Genomic DNA, 17,982 nt, shown 5'->3' with positions numbered 1-17,982 from the left:
TGTTAACCAAGTTTGTATAGGGCTCATACAATTCCTCGCATCATCATAAAATCAGAAAGGAGAACGCTAATCATCGCCCTCATACATCTTCTTTTACTGTAACGAATGAAACCATTGTAACTGTTTGATCTATCCCCTTTATCTCCCGCAATTTGTCGATTACTATTTTTCCGATGTCTTCAGCTGATGCCGCTCTAACCTTTATTAATAGATCCCACTCTCCGGCAATTATATGGACTTCATAAACTCCATTAATGGTTGCAACTCTTTCAGCTACCTCTCGCTGGGTGAGTCCAGAATCTGGATCATAGCGTGCCAGAATGAAAGCTGTTGTTCCTAAGTTAAGCTTTTTGTAATTTGGTTTTATAGTGAACTTCTCTATAACTCCTTCTTCAACGAGTTTCTTTATGCGATAGTGGACAGTTGTTCTGGGTATTCCAAGCTTTTTACTCAGTGCCGCTATGTTTTCTCTTGCGTTCTTTTTTAATTCTTCCAAAAGTTTCAAATCTATTTTGTCCAAAACCTCCCCCATCCTAACCCCTCGCAGTATTGTCATTTCTTCAACTCATGAGCTATTCCATTTGTCGTTTAACCATTATATAAGGTTTTCCTTTAGCCATTTTGAAAATGCCTCTAATGCTCTGCCCCTGTGGGATATTTTATTTTTTTCTTCTGTTGTCATTTCGGCAAAAGTTTTAGTGAATCCTTCGGGAATAAATATTGGGTCAAATCCAAAACCGAGATTTCCTCTTTTTGTATATCCAATTCTCCCGTTTACTACTCCCTTAAAAATGTGTATCTCCCCATCATAATATCCGATAACACTTTTAAAGTACGCTTTTCTGTTTTTAACTCCCGCCATAAGCTTTAAAATACCCTCATTTCCGAGAGTTTTGAAGACATACGCGGAGTAAACTCCTGGAAATCCGTTCAATGCTTCAATAAATAGCCCCGAGTCATCTATGAAGAAGGGTTTGTCAATCTTGTCTTTGAGCCATTCAATGGCAAATTTGACGACTTCTTCCAGCTCTTTTGCCTGAATTTCTGGATACCCAATTTTTTGCTGGATAATTTTAACTCCCATAGGAGCAAAATATCCTTGGGCCTCCTTGAGTTTTCCGCTGTTTGATGTTATGAATATTATCTCCACCCCTACCACCAATAACGATTAAATATCCTAATTCCAAAATAAAAGTTTGGGTATTAAAATGAAGAAGGTAGCGATGGTGCTTATCTTTTTGCTGGTGATGTCCTTTGGAATATACCACAAAGTCGGGGAGTACATAGGGTCAGCTTATGTTTTAGGAGCTAAGTTAAATCTTATTGAAGTCTCTGATGATTCCCTTGTTTTTACGGTTGCTGTAATTGTTCCTAATCCCATAACTCTGGATGTCAAATATGCTTCCCATAATCTCGGTTTATACTATGATGACCATCTCTTGGCTGTTGTCAATACATCTTCTGGAGTATTGGCTGGGGGTTCTAAAAATACAATTATATATGAAGGGAAGATTCCTATGGAAGCATTAAAACAATGGTTTTACTATCATGCAGCCCGTGGATGGCGTTCCGAACTCTATATAAAAGGGAGAATTGTTGTTCAATTTGGACCAGTAAAGGCTCCTATCTACGTTCATTCAAAGATCAAAGAAGTGTCTTCAAATCCATTTGCTGAAATCATCAATAGAGAGTTTTTGGGAAGAGAAGAAAATGTTGGGTATTATAGGCTTCAGTATCCTTTGGTAAAGTTCTCAGGAGTTACGTGGGATGGGAGAACGCTCAGAATGAAACTCACATACATCAACAATTCCACGTCTCCTATTTTAGTCCAATTTCCAACTTATGAATTTAGGGCAAATAGCATAACCCTCGGAACAACTGTTACTGATTCAATTCTAATTCCCGGTAAGAGCACAGTTGAAAGTGAAGTGGTTATGGATACCCAAAATATTGAAAAGTTCTTGTTTTTACATTTTGCGAATGGAGAAACAACAGTGTTTGAAATATCAATGGAGGGGGCGATAAAGTATCTTGGGATAACAAAAAGAGGGAAAATATTTGACATAAAATTTACATACAGGACAGATATTTTCAGTCGATAGTGTATCCTATTTTTTCTACGAGTTCTCTTCTCTCTTTCTTTTGTTCCTCTGTTTCAATTTTGTTTGCCGCTTTACCATCAACGATTCCTAGCACAGCTCTTCCCAGTTCTGTTTCTGCAACAATAACTTGCATTGGATTTTCGCTTGCTCCATAGACCATGGCAACTGCAGGATGGCTCTTAACAGTGTTGAGGACATTTATTGGAAATGCATTTTTCATTAAAATTACAAAGACGTGTCCAGCTCCAATTTTTACAGCATTCTTCGCAGCAAGCTCTTCAAGTTGCCTGTCATTTCCGGTATATCTTGTCAGCTGTGGCTTTGCTTCGTTCATGGCTATTCCAAATTTAATCCCGGGAACGGTTGTTAATAATGCTCTCGCTAAATCATCAACTGTGAATATTGAGAAGTTGCCTTGTCCGATTATACATTCAACACCTTCTGGTTTTTCGATGTCAACAACCTCAATCTTAACCATAACCATCACCAAAAATAATTTAATTCCGAGGGCATAAAACTTTTTCTTAGTGGGGTCAGATGAGTGAGGTAAAGATCGAGGAAGTTGAGTATCTTGCTGAGATCTTGGAGAAGTCTCCAAGAGAAAGCCTCCTGAAGATAGCAAAGAGGGAAGGAATAGATTATTATAAACTTAAAAGGCTCTATAACAAGTATTACGGCAAATACGTTCATGTTTCTGCTATCTATGATATCGCAAAGCTTGGATTAAAAAGCTATGTCGCATTCTTGTCAGTTCCGCGAGAGGAGCTAAGAAGAGTTGCCTCAGAGATGTCAAAAAATCCATTTATACCATCGATTGCTGCGATATTTGGATTCAAGAATGGAATTTCTGCAGTTCTTCATATACCAAAAGACCAAACGGGATTAATCGATGAGTTGCTTTCAAGATATTCAGATGACTATGAGTACTATGAAGTGCGAGCTTATCCTGAAAAGCCCAAGGAGTTCGGCGAGTGGAATCTAAGTTATGACTATGCTATTCTGATGGATATATTGAAATATGACGCCAGAACGAGCCCAACAAGGATGTCAGAAATTCTTGGAAAGTCCAGACCTACAATAAGATATATGATTAAGAGACTTGAAGAAACAGGGATAATCCGAAGATATTCTGCCTTGGTTGACATGACTGCATACGATAGGGGTTTTTGTGGGATAGCTGATGAACTTTCTGAAAAGCTTCTTGAAAAGTTTAAAAACTATGAGATTCTCATCGGTGTTTTAAAACCTCGGGGGTATCTTGTTGAATGGTATTTTTCATCAAAAGAGGATATTGGAGCTAAAATATTTGAATTCAGCAGATATGTTAAAAAGTTTGCAATCTATTATTTTGATTTATTGGAAGGAATTGAACCAAGTTATAAGTTTGCAGAAAGAGTAAAAAAGGATGGAAGTGGATATAGATCGATTTTAGAATTCTAAATTGCAGTATTCAATGCCAAAGATGTCTCCGCTTGCTTGATACTCAAGAGCTCTGCAGTCATGGCAGAGATACTTAAATGGACACATTTTACATTCTTCAATTCCATCTTTTGTGAGTTTCCAGAAGTTTTTCAGTCTCTTCTTTCTCCGGAGCTGTTTAACTGTTTCCTTTTTTGCATCTCCAACTATGAAGTTCCTTAAGAGGGGACAAGGCAGAGCATAACCATCGGCCGTTATTGCGAGCGTTCCAGCAAGACAGTCATGGTACATGTTCGCAGTTGCAGAATGTACTCTCTTCACCTCTATTACATTGAAGTTGAGGTGCCTTAATGATCCGGGGTAGAGAAGATCCACATAAACTTCCCCATCAAATTCTGGTCTGCTTTTGATGAATTCTGCATATTGTTCTGGTTCCATCATTATTAATGCTCCATGCACCCACTTTAACTCCTTCAGTTTTTTCAAGTTTTCTTTGGAGTATTCAAGCTCTACTATTATTCTAACATCATCTTCTGGAATTATTTTTTCAATATCTTCGATTCTTACGACTGCGTATACCTCTTTAATGCCAATTGCAGCTGCATGCCTTGCAACGCTGATGAGATATTCGACGCTGTCGTAATTTGTAAGGTATAGCTCCCTTCCATTGGCGAAGTAAAATTCCCGAATTATCTCTTTTATCCTCTCAACACTCAGTGGTTCTCGCCTTAGTATGAATTCGTTATTTCCAATACATCCAATAGATCTCGGAATACCGGTAATTTCGGAAAATTTTCCTTTTCCTTGTCCAAGCTGTAAGATAAGCCGTTCTAATTTTCCTGAGTGAGAGTAGTTTGCCCATGGCGGTTTTGCAATGGTTGCAATGTTCCATGATCTCTGTATCTCGGGTTGAGAGATGTTTGCACTGGCTATTTTTTCCATCAGCTTCACCGAAAAATAGTTCAAAAAGGGACTATATATACTTTTCCTATTCGGATTTTTCTTACTACTTATATTAGTCTGCAAAAAATGGAGAGTACAGAAGTGTACAACAACTATCCTGCGGGTATAATCTTGTCTCCCTCTATCCAAAATTCACCCTCATCAGTCACTTCTCTCTTCCATATTGGAACTCTCTTCTTAACTTCATTAACTGCCCACATACAGGCTTCAAATGCTTCTCTTCTGTGCTTTCCTGCTGCGACGATCAATATTGTATTCTCCCCGACTTCAAGTTCTCCGTAACGATGCCATATCAGGATTTCTTCAATTGGAAACTTCTCTTTTGCTTCTTTTCTTATCTTCTCCATCTCCTTAAGTGCCATCTCCTTGTAGGCTTCATAAATCAGCTTTTTCACTTTTCGTCCATGACTTTCCTCTCTAACTTTACCTAAGAAGATTGCAATACCTCCAGCTTTTCTTGAAGAAACCAGCTCAATGGCTTTATTAACATCAAAATCTTCTGGCTTTTTGAATAGTTTTGCGAGCATCTTTACCCACCTTACGGAATTTTTGAGAAATATATCTTAACGAATTTTGAGTTTTTGTACTTATCAATTTTTGTTCTTTTGAAAGAAACCTATAAAACTATCTTGAAAAGTTGGAGCATTCTTTGAAGATTCAGAATTCCCAGAATATTTACTCAATCATGCTTTTGAAATCGGGATTGTCAAAAATCCAGTCAAAGGTGAACTGATAAAGATGCTGGAAAGCTAAAGCTGATCACCATCTCCAGTATGAGCGCGTGAAAAGCACAAGAACAGTCAATATTTCCAGCCTGCCGAACCACATGAGAACTATCATTAGAGCCCTTGTCTGGGGGGGAAATATAAGATAGTTTGCCATGGGGCCTATTTTTCCAATTCCTGGTCCAATGTTTCCAAGTGTCGCGGCAACTGCACTCATGGCATCTGTGGGATTTAGGTTAACAGAGGCTCCATTAAGGATTACAAAAAGGGATGATACAGAGAATATGATAAAATAAAGTGCTATGAATGCAAGAGCACTCCTTATAGATCTTTCTCCGACAACAATCCCTCCAAGCTTCACGTTCATCAAGGATTTTGGATGGAATGATAAGGAAAGTTCTCTTTTTATGGCTTTTAGGGCTATAACCCATCGGACTATTTTTATGGAGCCTGCTGTTGAGCCGCTTGACCCTCCAAGAAACATGGCAAAGAAAAGAATAAATTGAGCAGGGAAAACCCACTTGTAAAAATTCATCGTTGCATACCCCGTTGTTGTTACAATTGATGCTACCTGGAAGATAGAATACCTGAAGGCTGTAGTGAAATTAAGGTTAAACTGATGTTCCAGATACGGGACAGTTAGGAGTGAAAGGCCAAGGATAGCAAAAATATACCATCTGAACTCCTCATTTCTGATTATTCTGCAGTCTTTTCTCATGAGATACCAGAAAAGGGCAAAATTTGCTCCCGCAAGTATCATGAAGATTGTTATAATCCACTGAACAGCTGGAGAAAATGCCTTGATGGACTGGGAAAGAGGCGAAAATCCACCTGTGCTCATGGTAGTGAAGGAGTGAACAAGAGCCATATATGGTGTCATTTTTGGCGCGATGCCTATATAGTGTAGGGTACTTAAGATTAGGGTTTCCATGGCAGTTAGTCCAACGTATATTCCCCAGAATATCCTTGCAGTGTTTTTTATATGGGGCGTTAGTTTTTCAAGCTGCGGCCCTGGTGCTTCAAGGCTCATAAGCTCTGAACCACCAACACTCAGCCTCGGAAGTATTGCTATCGCCAGAACCACTATTCCCATTCCGCCGAGCCACTGTGTTAGCTGGCGCCAGAACAGAATTGCCTTTGAATGGATGGAAAAATCCGCCATAACTGTTGCCCCGGTTGTTGTGAAACCACTCATACTTTCGAAAAGGGCATTGAGAGGATTGGCAATTGAACCTTCTCCAGCAATGATGTATGGTAAAGCTCCCAACACCGCTATACTAAGCCATGCCAAGGAAACAAGAAAGAATGCCTCTCGAATTCCTATTTCCTCTCCGGTTCCAAGGGAGCGAAGAAAGCCTCCAATAATCAGACTCATTATCATTGGAATCAAAAATGATGAGATGGGTGTTTTATAATAAAGAGCAACTGTTAAAGGTGCAAGAAATGAGATGCTAAAGAGGAGCATTATCTCCCCGAGAAGTGCCAGTGTTTCCTTTAGCTTCACAGGATCATGCCTCCTCCTTCGGTAATTACAGTGACAATATCACCTTTTCTGATCTTCATTTTTGGTGTAGGGAGTACGAGTCTTCCATCTCTGAAGAGAGGTCCAGGTATTCCGGAAAGGTTCTCTAAGGGAGTTCCCTCAAGGAACTCTCCGCTGAGAGCATACACTTGGAACTCGGGTCTTGTTACAACTCCAAGGACAGCTTTTCCTCTAACTGCTGCTGTTATTTTCCCTGCAGTTTCGAGCTCCGGGCTGAAAGAAATAGCACCAATCTTTTCGAACAAGGAGATATGTGAGCTCCGGTGAACCATTGAAAAAACCCTATCTATGCCTTTTTCTTTTGCAAGTGCTGATGCAAAGAAACACTTATAGTCTTGATCAAACGCCACGACTGCAATGTCAGCTTCACTGAGATTCTCTTCAGACCACAAAAAGTCGCTGAAAGGGTTTCCGGCAATAACTGTAACTCCATCGAGCTCATCTGCAATTTCATTTGCTTTTTTGAAATTGTCCTCTACAAGTTTAACTTCTTTTCCCTTTGCTGAGAGCATTTTTGCCACGATTCTTCCGGTTTCCCCCGCTCCAAGTATTAAAACTTTTTTGGTTTTTGATTTTTTAAATGACCTCTCTATCATATCCTTCGTCGCTATAATAACGTTTCTATCGTCAATTTTAAATGACCAGGGGATTTTGATATCTGATGAGCTTATCCCTACATAGATGTCCCCATACAGTTTTCTAAAGAACACTAATTGGGGATACTCCATGACTCGGACTATACCTTCGGCTACAAGGGGGGCAGCACAGACCATTAAGTCCACACCAAGAGTTCTTCTCCCATGGCCCCAGACTTTTAGATACTCTATCCTTTTCACTCTTGCTATTGTGAAAGGGCTTCCCAGGGTTTTTGAAAGAGAACACACAATTATGTTTGTTTGATCATTGTCGGTTGTTGCAATTACGTAATCGGCATTTTCAACTTCCGCCCTTTTCAAGGTCTCTGGAAGGGTTGCATCTCCAGGTATGGCAAACACATCGAGACCATATGATATTTCATCAAGAATTCGCGGATTTCTATCGACAACAGTTACTTCATGCTTCATTGAGAGCCACTTTGCGATTAAAAATCCTGTTCTTCCGGCACCAACCACGATGACCTTCAATAATTCCACCTTAATGATTAATTTGAGATCATCCCCTAAAAAGTTAATCCCTAATTACAAAGCATCAGTCATTCCAGTCTGGATATGGGGTATATATCCTTTTGGCTTGGATTTTCCTAAATTGTTAAGACTAATTGTGATTTATCTTTTGCCCATTTATGAAGTTGAGAGTATCTGGAAAATAATATAAAGCTCCAATAGCTTATTCCTTCCATTGTAAAGAACAAACTAAAAAATATTTGGGGGCAAAGGAATGAAAAAGCTGGGAATTTTGTTGGTCGGAATACTTGCGGTTGGTTTAGTTGCTGGCTGTATTGGTGGTAAATCCACCTCTACAACCTCAACAACTGCCCAAACTTCAACAACTCAGCCTCAGACAATGACATCTTCGACGAGTATAACAAATATACCAACAACCACAACTTCATCTCCCTCAGAAACAATAACCCAAACTAAAACACAAATACAACCGAGGATTTATTCTCGTGAAGAGCTGTTGAATAACTTAAGGAAAATTAAACAGTTTACGTATCTTGAAAACGTAAGCGTAACTCTTGACGTCAAGATTAAGCAAGGAAACCTTACTTTTAACGCTGGTGAGGTCAGTATAACTTCAAAGAAAGTAGGTTATGTGGATTTGATAAATAAGGAAGCTGACATAAACACGACTACAACAACTTTTCCCAGCGGTGCAACGACATTTACAAGGGAGATCATTAAGGATGGAGAGGTTTATTTGTACTCAAACGGTGTATGGAAAAAGCTCACAAATGAGAGTTTTATACTTCCCCCCAAGGCTGTCCTAAACTTAACCTGGGGATATAATGTTGTTAGCTTTGTCGAAAAATACCTTCAAAAAGAGCCATTTAATAAAACCATTGAGAACGGCACTCAGATTTTTTACTACAACGTAACAACAGAGGACTTAACTCAACTGGCGAGGTTTTTCATTGGCTTTAAAGATACAAACGTAACATTTAACGTCAGCAAGGGGATTCTGGAGGTTAAATTTAGAAATGGAAATCTCATTGGTGGGAGAGTAGCATACAATATGGAAATTAAAATCTTAACGAAAGACCCTCAGGGAAGAACAGTTGAAGTTTTTGAAACTGGTAGGGAGTATGAAGAATTCGTCGTTAAAGATATTAACGTGAAAAAGAATGTGAAAAAGCCTGTATCCTATAGGGCTTAATCTAAGTTGAGAACTTCAAAGCTTCCATGTGCCAAATCAACTATCAATAACTTGTTTGCTAATGGCTCCCCATAGCCTGTAATCAGCTTAATGACTTCAGCTGCTTGGATGGTTCCAACAACTCCAGCAGTTGCCCCTAAAATTGGGAACTTTTCTTTTTTCTTTGGCGGCTTTGGGAATATTTCCCTCAGACATTTTGTCTTTCCAGGGATTATGGTTGTAACTTGTCCGAACATTCCTTCAACTGCCCCATGAACCAACGGAATTCCTCTCTTATGGGCAAACTCATCCAAAAGGTACCTTGTTTCAAAATTATCCAAACAATCAACTATAACGTCTACATCATCCAGAACTCCTTCAATATTCTCTCTTGTAAGCTTTCCTACAAATGTTTCAACTTTTATGTCTGAATTGAACCTTTCAAGCTTCCATTTAGCTGAGAGGGGCTTGGGATTTTTATCTATGTCCTCCTCCCAGTGGAGTATCTGTCTGTTTAAGTTGCTCAGCTCTGGTGTTTGCTCATCAATTAAGAGTAAAGTCCCAACACCCGCTGCAGCTAAATAATAGGCAACTGGACTTCCAAGCCCTCCAACACCAACAACAGCTACTTTAGCCTTTTTGAGCTTTTCTTGACTTTCCACTCCAAAAATCCTGATTTGTCTATCATACCTCTCAAGTTCTCTTTCGGTTAGCATCTCAACCACCGCTCGCTGGCGGGAAGAGAGCAACAACATCTCCATCTTTTAATTCTTCGTCAAAGTTCACGTAGCTCCCGTTTCTTGACACGTTAACGTCAGCATCCTCACTTTGTTCAAAAACCTCATCTTTGAACTTTGGATGTCTCCCTTTTATGATTTTAATGAGATCTTTAACTTTAGCCCCGTCAGGGAGCTCTACAATTTCCTCGCTAACTCCAGCAAGCTCTCTGAAGCGAGCAAAATATTTTACTTTAACCTTCATGCTATCACCAAGAAATTTAATAATTTCTTTTTATAAAAAGATTTATGGCACTACCAGGGAACACTTTTCCATCCCATTTTATATGCAAATACGTTGGCAAACCAGTGAATAAAAGGCGTAACTGCCAGTAAAAACAAAACTTGCCCAGTTGAGAGTGTCTTTATAGGATATGCAAAAATTAGGGCTGTGATTAAAAACCCCCACTGGTCCAATCCCACAGCGGGATAACCTCTCTCCATTCCTACTCTTCTCTTCACAAAACTTCCAATTAAATCACCAACAAGGGCTCCTAAAGAAAGGGCAAATCCTAGTTTTAATGCCACAACAAAGGAGCCATAGAAGCTTGGGGTTATGTGATATTGGATAATGCTTATAAAAATACCTGTGAATAGTCCTCCGAAGAACCCTCTCCAGGTTTTTCCATCCCCTAATAGACGCTTTCCATCAATGAACTTCTTACCAAAGTCCATTGGAGTCTTCCCTTTAAATATCACAGGGGATGCATTTGCGAAATATGCTGGGAGAATGTACCAAAGTGCCTCAAACAGTGGATTCATTTAATCACCTGCATGGTTTTCTCGCTTTCCTTTTTAAGCTCTTTCATTCTCAAGTTCATGCAGGCAGAGGATTAATTTTTCGAGGAGCCTCTCTTCATCACTCCTTACGAGCAATTTTATAATTTTCTCTGTTATCTCATTTCTTTTAAGCATAAATTTCAGCTTTTCTCTTATTTTCTCGGCTTCTTCACTTCTGTCTTCTTTAATTTCTTCAAGAGCTTTTTGGACGTTTACCCTTGTTTGTCGTACATCTTCAAGAAGCTTGTTGTAATATGCAGCTTTTCTCCATTCTTTCAGATTCTTTATTGCTGTGAAGTATGCTTTTTTGTCTCCTGGCTTTTTAATCCTTGTAACTAAGCCAACACTTTCAAGGAGCTTTAAGGCGGAACTTACATGAGAAATAGAGTATCCTGTCTTTTCCGCAATTTCTCCTAAGCTTAGCGGTTCATCTGCAAAGAACAAAACCCCATAGATGTACCCATAGAGCTCGCTTAGTCCAAACCTTCTTGCGGCGTTTGCAAAGTGATTCATCATAATCCTTCTTGCCTCCTCAATCCCCAACAGGATCACCTCGCACAGATTAGAGTTTCGGTATATAAAATTCCTTTATTCTCTTTTAAGATTTCGTTTCCAAGCTCGTTTAATCTTTGCAGATTTTCAACTTCCACTTTGGCGATGACGTCGTAGTTCCCATAAAGAGTGTACACCTCTTTAACCTCCGGAATTTTCTTGAGATTCTTTGCAACTTCATTCTCCTTTCCGGTTTTAGTTGTAATTAAGATAAAGGCAATCATCAATGATCACCAAAAGATTTTTAAATTTTCATACATATAAAACTTTCGGAAATTTCCGAAAGTTGGTGAGAGATATGCTCAAGAAACTTGCAAAAATAATAGTGGAATACAGAATTGCCTTTGGATTGGTGGCGGTGTTCCTCTTAGTTGTCTCCTTCTATGGCATAACTCAGCTTAAATTTGAAACCAATCTGGCAAATCAGCTTCCAGAAAATTTGCCGGCTGTTCAGGATTACTTCACTGTTCAGAATGAGTTTCAAAGTAATGAGGTTTTGATAGTTGTTGTCAAGATTAAGGATATTAAAGAAGGGGGAGTTTATGATATTAGGGATCCACAGGTTATTCAAGGAATCTATGACCTTGAGCAAAAATTGAGGCGGCATGAGTATATAACCAACACAATGAGCATTGCTGATGTTTACATAAATGTTCTTGGAAGGTTGCCGAAGAATATGGAAGAATCCAAATTCGTTCTTAATATGCTCCCTGAAGGAGTTAGAAATCAGTTTATAAGCTCGGACTACACCACTACTCTGATAATCGCCACAATGAACAGAGAGAAGAATACTCAAGCTTTGGTTAGGGTTTACAATGAAATCCAAAATGATATTGATAGTGTTAAATTTCCCCAGAATGTTGAGGTTGTCCAGACTGGGACGGTTGGGATACTGTATAAATTTCTCCTATTCATGCAGCATGACATGTATTTGACTATGGCGATAGCATTTCTCTTTGTTGCTTCCTTACTCCTTTATTTCTACCGTTCTCCAATAAAAGCAGTTATTCCGTTAATACCCCTGATATTTGGGGTTATAATGACCCTTGGATTCATGGGAATTTTGAGGATCCCCCTTGATATTGAAACCACAACTGTCGGGGCAATGCTGGTTGGTATGGGTATCGATTATGGGGTTCATGTAACAAACAGGTATTATGAAGAAAGGAAAAAAGGGAGGAGTATAGAGGAAGCTGCGGAAGAGTCTATAGCTGAGACCGGTAAAGCCCTACTTGGGGCGGCACTTACAACAATAGCCGGTTTCTCTGCTCTCAGCATTTCAGTTCTTCCTGGACTTAGGAGACTCAGCTTGGCCCTTATCATGGGTCTTGGACTTGCGGCACTTAATGCTGTTGTTATAACTCCGGCAATCATAATCCTTGAGGAGGACTTGAGAAAACTCATTACTGGACACTATGAAATACCAGAAACAAGATCCCACTCTGGATTCATAGCAAAGGTCTTTGAATTGATGGGGAAAACAGTTAGAGACAATCCATGGAAATTTTTGGCTTTGGTTTTTGTTATAACACTGTTCTTTGGTTATGGTCTCACAATGGTAACAACAGAAGTGAGATTTGAAAAAATGATACCCCAGAACATCCCTGAAATCCAAGTCATGAACGATGTTAGGTATGAATTTGGAGGTGAAGACGAGCTTGATGTCCTCGTAAAGGCTGATGATGTTAGGGATCCGAATGTCGTAAAAGCAATCTATATTTTTGAGCAAAGTGTTCTCTCGGATTCCTATTATAATAATGCCGTAGAGGCTGATAGCATAGCTGATATTGTGATCAAGAAATATGGCTACATTCCAGAGGATAAGGAAAAGGTACAGCAAGCTCTTGAAGGATATCAAGGAACACCTCTCGTTAGCTCTGATTACTCCATGACTCTAATTCGCTTCAAGGGAAACTTCATGGGGGTTAGTCAGGACGAGTTCAGGAAAATCATACGAGCTTTTGAAGAGGAAATCCAGAATTCAGAATTCCCTCCGGGGGTTGAGGTCTCATTGGCTGGAGATACATACCTTAACTATGCACTTGATAAGCTTACAAACACTGAACTTCAAAGAATCTCTACCTATGGAACTCTCCTCGTAGTGCTTATAGTGATACTGCTCTTTAGAAGTGCGAAGCTTTCAATTGCAATGGCAACTCCCATGTTCCTTGGAGCTTTATGGACAATTGGCTTTATGGGCTGGGCTGGAATACCTTTCAGCCAAGTTCTGGCTGGGACCATTTCAATGATTGTTGGTTTGGGTGTTGATTATGGGATGCATCTCACCCACAGATTTATGGAGGAGCTTGAAGAGGGCAATCCTTATCCGATTGTTACGGCTGTTAAAAGTGTAGGTCCTGGCATTTTCATCGGTGCATTAACAACCGCTGGAGGATTTTTGGCTTTACTCTTTGGTGAGCTCACACCTATGCACGATTTTGGAAAAACCCTTGCATTTGGAATATTTGCATCAATGCTGGCGTCATATCTTGTTACCCCTGCTTTGCTTCAGATATTTTACGGTAAACAAATAAAGAAAAGAGGTGAAGAGAAATGAAAAAATTTGGAATGTTATTAGGTGTAATGATTATCGTGGCCACTTTTAACATGGCTTTGGCTCAGGACACTGTGCTTTTTGAGGGATATTTAAATAAAGGGGATGCAATCTTAGTTGGTCCCCTCGTAATCACGCTGAACGATGTTCAGAAGGACTATCTTACGAATCAGTACAAGGCAATGTTTGTGATAATAAAAGATGGAAAAATAATCAATGCCAACTACACCGTGATCTATGTGCCAAACCCCAGTAAGATACAGTCCCTGCTGGAGGATCCACAGTTCCTGAGAGCGATGGCGGAAACTCTCGGCTACAATGCCACGAATCCACTCTCCTACGCCCAGTTTTTGGCTTGGCTTGCTACAGCTTCTCCTGAAGAAATTGCAGATGCTGTTTTTAAGACAATTAATGAGCATCCTGAGTTGGGTATAAACAAAGAAGACATTCTAATGCCAATGAGAGTTCCTCAATTTACGTACATTGGCGAGAATGAGACCATTGAGCTTAACATTGATGGGCAAAAGGTTACCATAACTGCGCTTGAGATATACCCAAACGGAGCAAGGATAAGCATAAGCGGTCCATATGAGTGGAAAGCTTCGCTGATACCCGCACTCATAACCACGAGCATAGAAGCTCCTAAAAGTGTGAATCCGGGGCAGGAATTTACCGTAAAGGTTCATCTGAAGAATGAAGGTGCGCTGAAAGCAAAATATATAACCGTCATGGTCTCTCCGGTTATGCTGAACGTTGGAAGTGGGGAAAATCAGAGTTCAGCGGGACAAGCTTTAGCTCAGGCTTTAAGCCAAAGCGGGGTTGTGCAGTCTGCTTTAATGTCGGTAAATACCTCAATAAAGTATGTCGAATTTCTTGATGGAAAGGAGAGTGCAACACTGGAGTTCAAGTTCAAAGCTAATGAGAATGCCCAGCCTGGTGTTTATCCATTGTATGTAACTGTAATCTATTTCTTCAGTGTGGGGCAAAATATCCAGCAGATGCGGAGCTTCAACTTTGTTGGAATCACTGTAGCAAGGGATAACGATGCATCGTTCGTAATTGAGAGCATTGAGAAGCCAAGAATAGTTCATCCCGGTGAAGACTTTGAAGTTAAAATAAAACTTAAAAACATGGGAGGAGATACTGCCAAAGACTTTTTAGCAACCATTGAACCCAAAGGCTCTTTAAATATCGAAGAGCAGAAGATTCAGAATGCCCAGCTACCTCAAAGCAATCTGCCAATGGAAGCAAAAACGCCAATTCTTGTAGCCAATAGGACTGACCAATACTATAGGGCGATTGTTGAGCCAAATGATGAGGTTGAACTTACTTTTAGACTTCATGTGAGCGAAGATGCAGAGACTGGAAGCTATCCTGTAACCCTAAAGCTCACCTACTACAGTGGGGATTCAAAGGACTCAAAGAGCCAAAGCTTTGAGTTCTCGGTTCAGGTGCTTAGAAAAAGGGAAGCATTCATAGAAATTGAAAGCATTGATATGGAGCCAAAGAAAGTTGACCCAGGAGATGAGTTCACTCTTACGATAAAGCTCAGAAACGTTGGAGAAGAAAATGCAAGGGCATTTGCACTGAAAATAATTCCCACTCAAGTTCCAGTTCAGGGAGAAATTAAAAAAGTTGACCTTTCATCGCTTCAAAACCTGCCGATTCAAGGGAGTCAAGCCATAAGTGAGAACCTTCAGGAGGCATTAAACCAAATATTAAAAGAGCTTGCAAAGAGAAATGTTGATGCATTCTTGCCTATTGGAGAAGATAATGTGAAGTATGTTCCAGAGATTGCTCCAAATCAAGAGGTAACGTTGACATTCCATTTAAAGGCAAACAATAGACTTGAAAATGGAATTTATCCATTGAGGATAGGCATTGAATACCTTTCATCTCCAGACGATTCAAAGATTAGTGATGAGCGCTTAATTGGCATCAGTGTTCTCGGAAAGGAGCAGCTCATAATTTCAAAGGTCTCAACTTCACCGAGCAGAGTTTACCCAGGAATGCACAACGTTGAGGTAAGCTTAAGCGTTGAGAACATTGGAAGTGGGGAGGCTAAGTATGTGCTTCTTATTCCGAAGCCCCAAAGCCCCTTTGAGCTTAGCGACACAAGCGAGCAGATAATAAACCTTGGAACGCTGAGGCAAGGAGATTCAGCAAATGCTGTCTTTAGGATCAACGTTAATGAGGATGCAAAAGGAGGGAGCTATAGGCTTCCCGTGGAGATTCAGTATAAAGACTCTCTTGGAAACACTCAGAAAATCGTACTGAATGTTCCAATAATACTCCACGAAAAGCCAAAGCTTGTTGTTGAAAATGTTCGCTTTGACAAAACTCCAATGCAAGGTGAAGAAATAAAAGTTTACATCACTGTGAAAAACGTTGGTGGAGAGAAAGCAAGCAGTGTGATGATTGAAGGCATCGTGAAGTCTTCCCAGCCTTTCACATTAACAAAGAGGACTGACTACATTGGAAATCTAAAACCTGGACAGAGTGGAGAGGGAGTTGTAGAGCTCAGCATAGATAAAGATGCAGTGCCGAAGACTTATGTCATCCAGATAAGGATGAGAGCAGTTGGGGATAAAGAAAGTGGAGACGATAATGTTTACGTTTTTGAGGACAGCATAAAAATACCAGTTGAGGAAAACATAAAGCAGGCACACACCCTGAAGTATGCTGGAATAGGGCTTGGTTTTTTAGTTGTTTTGGCAATTCTTGCTACTTACATGAAAAGACGCAGATAATTTCTCTTTTTCTTTTTCAGAAAACTTTAAACGGTTTTGAAGATCATTATATTTGATGGGGTGGGAACAATGAGGATCGTTAAAATAATAGCAGTCTTGTTTCTTATTTTTATACTCTGGCTTGGTTATCTGGGCTACGCTGCTTTGAACTTGAAGCCAAAAATTACGGCAGAATGGGGATACGTTGATGATAAAACAACTGAACTTTGGCTTCACATAGACTTGGGAAAAAAGCTACCGATATCCCTCAGGGTTGATAATGTTACAATTGAGTGGGCAGGGGTAAAGATTGGAAAGGTTGAAAATCTGAAGCTTGGCTTTATGCAAGATAAGGTTGACGGTGTTTTAATTCTGGACAATTACAAGGCTGTTGAAGCTCTGAAGAACCACATTAGGGACGGAGAGAAAAGCTATGTAAAAATAACTCTGGGAGTTTCTATTTTCGGAATATCAGTATTTAAAAAGGAATTTACTCAGCAAGTTAAGACAGATATACTGTCCCAGTTTAATATAAAGACCGAAAGCACGGGAGATTTAATTAAAACGCCCGCTGTGGAGGGAATTTCTTCGAGATGGGGGCCAGTTGGTGATAAGTACATTACAGTATACAGTGATGTTAAGCTATACAACCCCAACAGCTTTCCGATTCCAGTATCTGGAGTGGAATTTAATGTCAACATAGATAATTATCCTGTTGCTACGGGCACCTTGGTTGAGAATACAGTACTTCCGGCAAATGGATATGGGGTTGTTAAGGTTAAAACGCTCCTTGATACGTCCGTTCTGCCAAAGGTATGGGCAGAACACATAAAGCGCGGCGAAGAAAGCGATGTTTCAGTAGTTATTTACCTGAAAGCCAACGTCCTTAATAAGGAGTTTAGGATCAAGGTTGCCGATATTGAGAAGAAAATTAAAACCAATATAATTGAACAGATAAATTCAATGCTTGAGCTTAAAACCTAAACTTTAAATTTTCTCCCTCTTTTCTTTCTCTGGAGGTGAGGTTATGAATCTACTTGATGTTCACAACTTACTCAACTTCATCTGGGGCGAGACTTTCAGACTTAATGAAGAGCTCAGAGAGAAGCTTAAGCCTCTCGGGTTTAAGGTTGAGCCTGTTGAGGAGGTTTTCAACGCTTATATATATCTTGACGGAGAATGGAGAGAGATGCTTTACCCTCATCCAGCGTTTGAGATTAAGCCTGGTGGAGAGGTTGGAGCCACTCTGCAGGGATTTTATTTTGTGTTTGGCATTCTTAAGGAGAAAATAAGCGAGGAGTTTGTAAAGGAATTTATTGAAAAATTCAGAAAATCCTACATCTATGGAAGCGAGAATTTTCTTGAGGATTTTTACAACTACCAACACCCGAAAGAACCAAATGAAGTGTTTAAGGAAATAAAGGAGAGCGAAGAGAAGATTATAAACTTTGAAGTTGGTGAGCTGACCGTTGAAGAACTGGAAAGGCATCTCTTTGATTTTATCGAACTTATCAAAAAATACAGCCTCTTTGACCTTTAAGGTG

At 39.8% G+C, this 17,982-nt stretch carries 19 protein-coding genes; 7 read left to right on the top strand and 12 right to left on the bottom strand.

Annotated features, from left to right (window positions below):
* Positions 1–79: 79 nt before the first annotated feature.
* Positions 80–532 carry an Lrp/AsnC family transcriptional regulator gene (locus VFC49_RS07440; protein WP_013468101.1) on the bottom strand — a complete coding sequence of 151 codons (453 nt, stop codon included), beginning with the start codon at positions 530–532 and terminating at the stop codon, positions 80–82.
* A gap of 63 nt (positions 533–595) precedes the next feature.
* On the bottom strand, positions 596–1,150 hold the full coding sequence (locus VFC49_RS07435) for an XTP/dITP diphosphatase (RefSeq protein WP_324735016.1): 555 nt from the start codon (positions 1,148–1,150) through the stop codon (positions 596–598).
* Between the two features lie 58 nt (positions 1,151–1,208).
* Here VFC49_RS07435 and VFC49_RS07430 point away from each other — a divergent pair, with 58 nt between their 5' ends.
* Positions 1,209–2,102, top strand: a complete 894-nt coding sequence (locus tag VFC49_RS07430; protein ID WP_324735015.1) for a hypothetical protein — start codon at positions 1,209–1,211, stop codon at positions 2,100–2,102.
* Here the strand turns inward: VFC49_RS07430 and VFC49_RS07425 are convergent.
* A complete protein-coding gene (locus VFC49_RS07425; protein WP_324736686.1) occupies positions 2,092–2,580 on the bottom strand; it encodes an adenosine-specific kinase in 489 nt (162 codons plus the stop codon). The genes VFC49_RS07430 and VFC49_RS07425 overlap by 11 nt on opposite strands.
* 59 nt (positions 2,581–2,639) lie before the next feature.
* On the opposite strand from VFC49_RS07425, the gene VFC49_RS07420 reads away from it, so the two are divergent.
* Entirely contained in the window at positions 2,640–3,542 is a 903-nt protein-coding gene (locus VFC49_RS07420; RefSeq protein WP_324735014.1) for an Lrp/AsnC family transcriptional regulator, read from the top strand.
* Here the strand turns inward: VFC49_RS07420 and VFC49_RS07415 are convergent.
* The 4 genes from VFC49_RS07415 to VFC49_RS07400 form a co-directional block, all read right to left on the bottom strand.
* On the bottom strand, positions 3,531–4,463 hold the full coding sequence (locus tag VFC49_RS07415) for an SPASM domain-containing protein (RefSeq protein WP_324736685.1): 933 nt from the start codon (positions 4,461–4,463) through the stop codon (positions 3,531–3,533). The two genes, VFC49_RS07420 and VFC49_RS07415, sit on opposite strands and share 12 nt — an antisense overlap.
* Positions 4,464–4,576: 113 nt before the next feature.
* Positions 4,577–5,011 carry a molybdenum cofactor biosynthesis protein MoaE gene (locus VFC49_RS07410; protein WP_324735013.1) on the bottom strand — a complete coding sequence of 145 codons (435 nt, stop codon included), beginning with the start codon at positions 5,009–5,011 and terminating at the stop codon, positions 4,577–4,579.
* Positions 5,012–5,243: 232 nt separating this feature from the next.
* Positions 5,244–6,713 (bottom strand): TrkH family potassium uptake protein, encoded by a 1,470-nt coding sequence (locus VFC49_RS07405; protein WP_324735012.1) that lies wholly within the window; start codon positions 6,711–6,713, stop codon positions 5,244–5,246.
* The gene (locus VFC49_RS07400; protein WP_324735011.1) at positions 6,710–7,876 is read right to left on the bottom strand and encodes an NAD-binding protein; all 1,167 of its coding nucleotides are present in this window, start codon (positions 7,874–7,876) and stop codon (positions 6,710–6,712) included. The genes VFC49_RS07405 and VFC49_RS07400 overlap by 4 nt, the downstream gene beginning before the upstream one ends.
* Before the next feature lie 253 nt (positions 7,877–8,129).
* On the opposite strand from VFC49_RS07400, the gene VFC49_RS07395 reads away from it, so the two are divergent.
* Positions 8,130–9,068 (top strand): hypothetical protein, encoded by a 939-nt coding sequence (locus tag VFC49_RS07395; protein WP_324735010.1) that lies wholly within the window; start codon positions 8,130–8,132, stop codon positions 9,066–9,068.
* Here VFC49_RS07395 and VFC49_RS07390 read toward each other — a convergent pair.
* Genes VFC49_RS07390 through VFC49_RS07370 form a run of 5 tightly spaced genes read right to left on the bottom strand, consistent with a single transcriptional unit; the run spans position 9,065 to position 11,379 of the window.
* Positions 9,065–9,763, bottom strand: a complete 699-nt coding sequence (locus VFC49_RS07390; RefSeq protein WP_324735009.1) for a ThiF family adenylyltransferase — start codon at positions 9,761–9,763, stop codon at positions 9,065–9,067. The two genes, VFC49_RS07395 and VFC49_RS07390, sit on opposite strands and share 4 nt — an antisense overlap.
* 1 nt (position 9,764) lies before the next feature.
* Positions 9,765–10,028 (bottom strand): ubiquitin-like small modifier protein 1, encoded by a 264-nt coding sequence (locus VFC49_RS07385; protein WP_324735008.1) that lies wholly within the window; start codon positions 10,026–10,028, stop codon positions 9,765–9,767.
* A gap of 50 nt (positions 10,029–10,078) precedes the next feature.
* Positions 10,079–10,585, bottom strand: a complete 507-nt coding sequence (locus tag VFC49_RS07380) for a CDP-2,3-bis-(O-geranylgeranyl)-sn-glycerol synthase (RefSeq protein WP_324735007.1) — start codon at positions 10,583–10,585, stop codon at positions 10,079–10,081.
* A gap of 33 nt (positions 10,586–10,618) precedes the next feature.
* Entirely contained in the window at positions 10,619–11,146 is a 528-nt protein-coding gene (locus VFC49_RS07375; protein ID WP_324735006.1) for a GbsR/MarR family transcriptional regulator, read from the bottom strand.
* 5 nt (positions 11,147–11,151) lie between these two features.
* A complete protein-coding gene (locus VFC49_RS07370; protein WP_324735005.1) occupies positions 11,152–11,379 on the bottom strand; it encodes an Lrp/AsnC ligand binding domain-containing protein in 228 nt (75 codons plus the stop codon).
* 74 nt (positions 11,380–11,453) lie between these two features.
* Here VFC49_RS07370 and VFC49_RS07365 point away from each other — a divergent pair, with 74 nt between their 5' ends.
* From VFC49_RS07365 to VFC49_RS07350, 4 genes are all read left to right on the top strand, one after another.
* A complete protein-coding gene (locus tag VFC49_RS07365) occupies positions 11,454–13,712 on the top strand; it encodes a hydrophobe/amphiphile efflux-3 (HAE3) family transporter (protein WP_324735004.1) in 2,259 nt (752 codons plus the stop codon).
* The gene (locus tag VFC49_RS07360; protein WP_324735003.1) at positions 13,709–16,459 is read left to right on the top strand and encodes a hypothetical protein; all 2,751 of its coding nucleotides are present in this window, start codon (positions 13,709–13,711) and stop codon (positions 16,457–16,459) included. Before VFC49_RS07365 ends, VFC49_RS07360 begins: the two co-directional genes overlap by 4 nt.
* Before the next feature lie 69 nt (positions 16,460–16,528).
* Positions 16,529–17,422 carry an LEA type 2 family protein gene (locus VFC49_RS07355; RefSeq protein WP_324735002.1) on the top strand — a complete coding sequence of 298 codons (894 nt, stop codon included), beginning with the start codon at positions 16,529–16,531 and terminating at the stop codon, positions 17,420–17,422.
* Positions 17,423–17,465: 43 nt separating this feature from the next.
* Positions 17,466–17,978: a DUF3201 domain-containing protein gene (locus VFC49_RS07350; protein ID WP_324735001.1), complete on the top strand. Its 513-nt coding sequence runs from the start codon at positions 17,466–17,468 to the stop codon at positions 17,976–17,978.
* The last annotated feature ends 4 nt before the right edge of the window (positions 17,979–17,982 follow it).

The organism is Thermococcus sp. SY098, from assembly GCF_035621495.1.
Taxonomy (GTDB): domain Archaea; phylum Methanobacteriota_B; class Thermococci; order Thermococcales; family Thermococcaceae; genus Thermococcus_B.
This window is presented reverse-complemented; position numbering and strand designations above follow the sequence as displayed.

Excerpts from the sequence above, each read along its gene's own strand:
- VFC49_RS07440 (WP_013468101.1), bottom strand. The coding sequence starts at position 532 with ATGGGGGAGGTTTTGGACAAAATAGATTTGAAACTTTTGGAAGAATTA.
- VFC49_RS07430 (WP_324735015.1), top strand. The coding sequence starts at position 1,209 with ATGAAGAAGGTAGCGATGGTGCTTATCTTTTTGCTGGTGATGTCCTTT.
- VFC49_RS07425 (WP_324736686.1), bottom strand. The coding sequence starts at position 2,580 with ATGGTTAAGATTGAGGTTGTTGACATCGAAAAACCAGAAGGTGTTGAA.
- VFC49_RS07420 (WP_324735014.1), top strand. The coding sequence starts at position 2,640 with ATGAGTGAGGTAAAGATCGAGGAAGTTGAGTATCTTGCTGAGATCTTG.
- VFC49_RS07415 (WP_324736685.1), bottom strand. The coding sequence starts at position 4,463 with ATGGAAAAAATAGCCAGTGCAAACATCTCTCAACCCGAGATACAGAGA.
- VFC49_RS07410 (WP_324735013.1), bottom strand. The coding sequence starts at position 5,011 with ATGCTCGCAAAACTATTCAAAAAGCCAGAAGATTTTGATGTTAATAAA.
- VFC49_RS07395 (WP_324735010.1), top strand. The coding sequence starts at position 8,130 with ATGAAAAAGCTGGGAATTTTGTTGGTCGGAATACTTGCGGTTGGTTTA.
- VFC49_RS07390 (WP_324735009.1), bottom strand. The coding sequence starts at position 9,763 with ATGCTAACCGAAAGAGAACTTGAGAGGTATGATAGACAAATCAGGATT.
- VFC49_RS07385 (WP_324735008.1), bottom strand. The coding sequence starts at position 10,028 with ATGAAGGTTAAAGTAAAATATTTTGCTCGCTTCAGAGAGCTTGCTGGA.
- VFC49_RS07380 (WP_324735007.1), bottom strand. The coding sequence starts at position 10,585 with ATGAATCCACTGTTTGAGGCACTTTGGTACATTCTCCCAGCATATTTC.
- VFC49_RS07370 (WP_324735005.1), bottom strand. The coding sequence starts at position 11,379 with ATGATTGCCTTTATCTTAATTACAACTAAAACCGGAAAGGAGAATGAA.
- VFC49_RS07365 (WP_324735004.1), top strand. The coding sequence starts at position 11,454 with ATGCTCAAGAAACTTGCAAAAATAATAGTGGAATACAGAATTGCCTTT.
- VFC49_RS07360 (WP_324735003.1), top strand. The coding sequence starts at position 13,709 with ATGAAAAAATTTGGAATGTTATTAGGTGTAATGATTATCGTGGCCACT.
- VFC49_RS07355 (WP_324735002.1), top strand. The coding sequence starts at position 16,529 with ATGAGGATCGTTAAAATAATAGCAGTCTTGTTTCTTATTTTTATACTC.
- VFC49_RS07350 (WP_324735001.1), top strand. The coding sequence starts at position 17,466 with ATGAATCTACTTGATGTTCACAACTTACTCAACTTCATCTGGGGCGAG.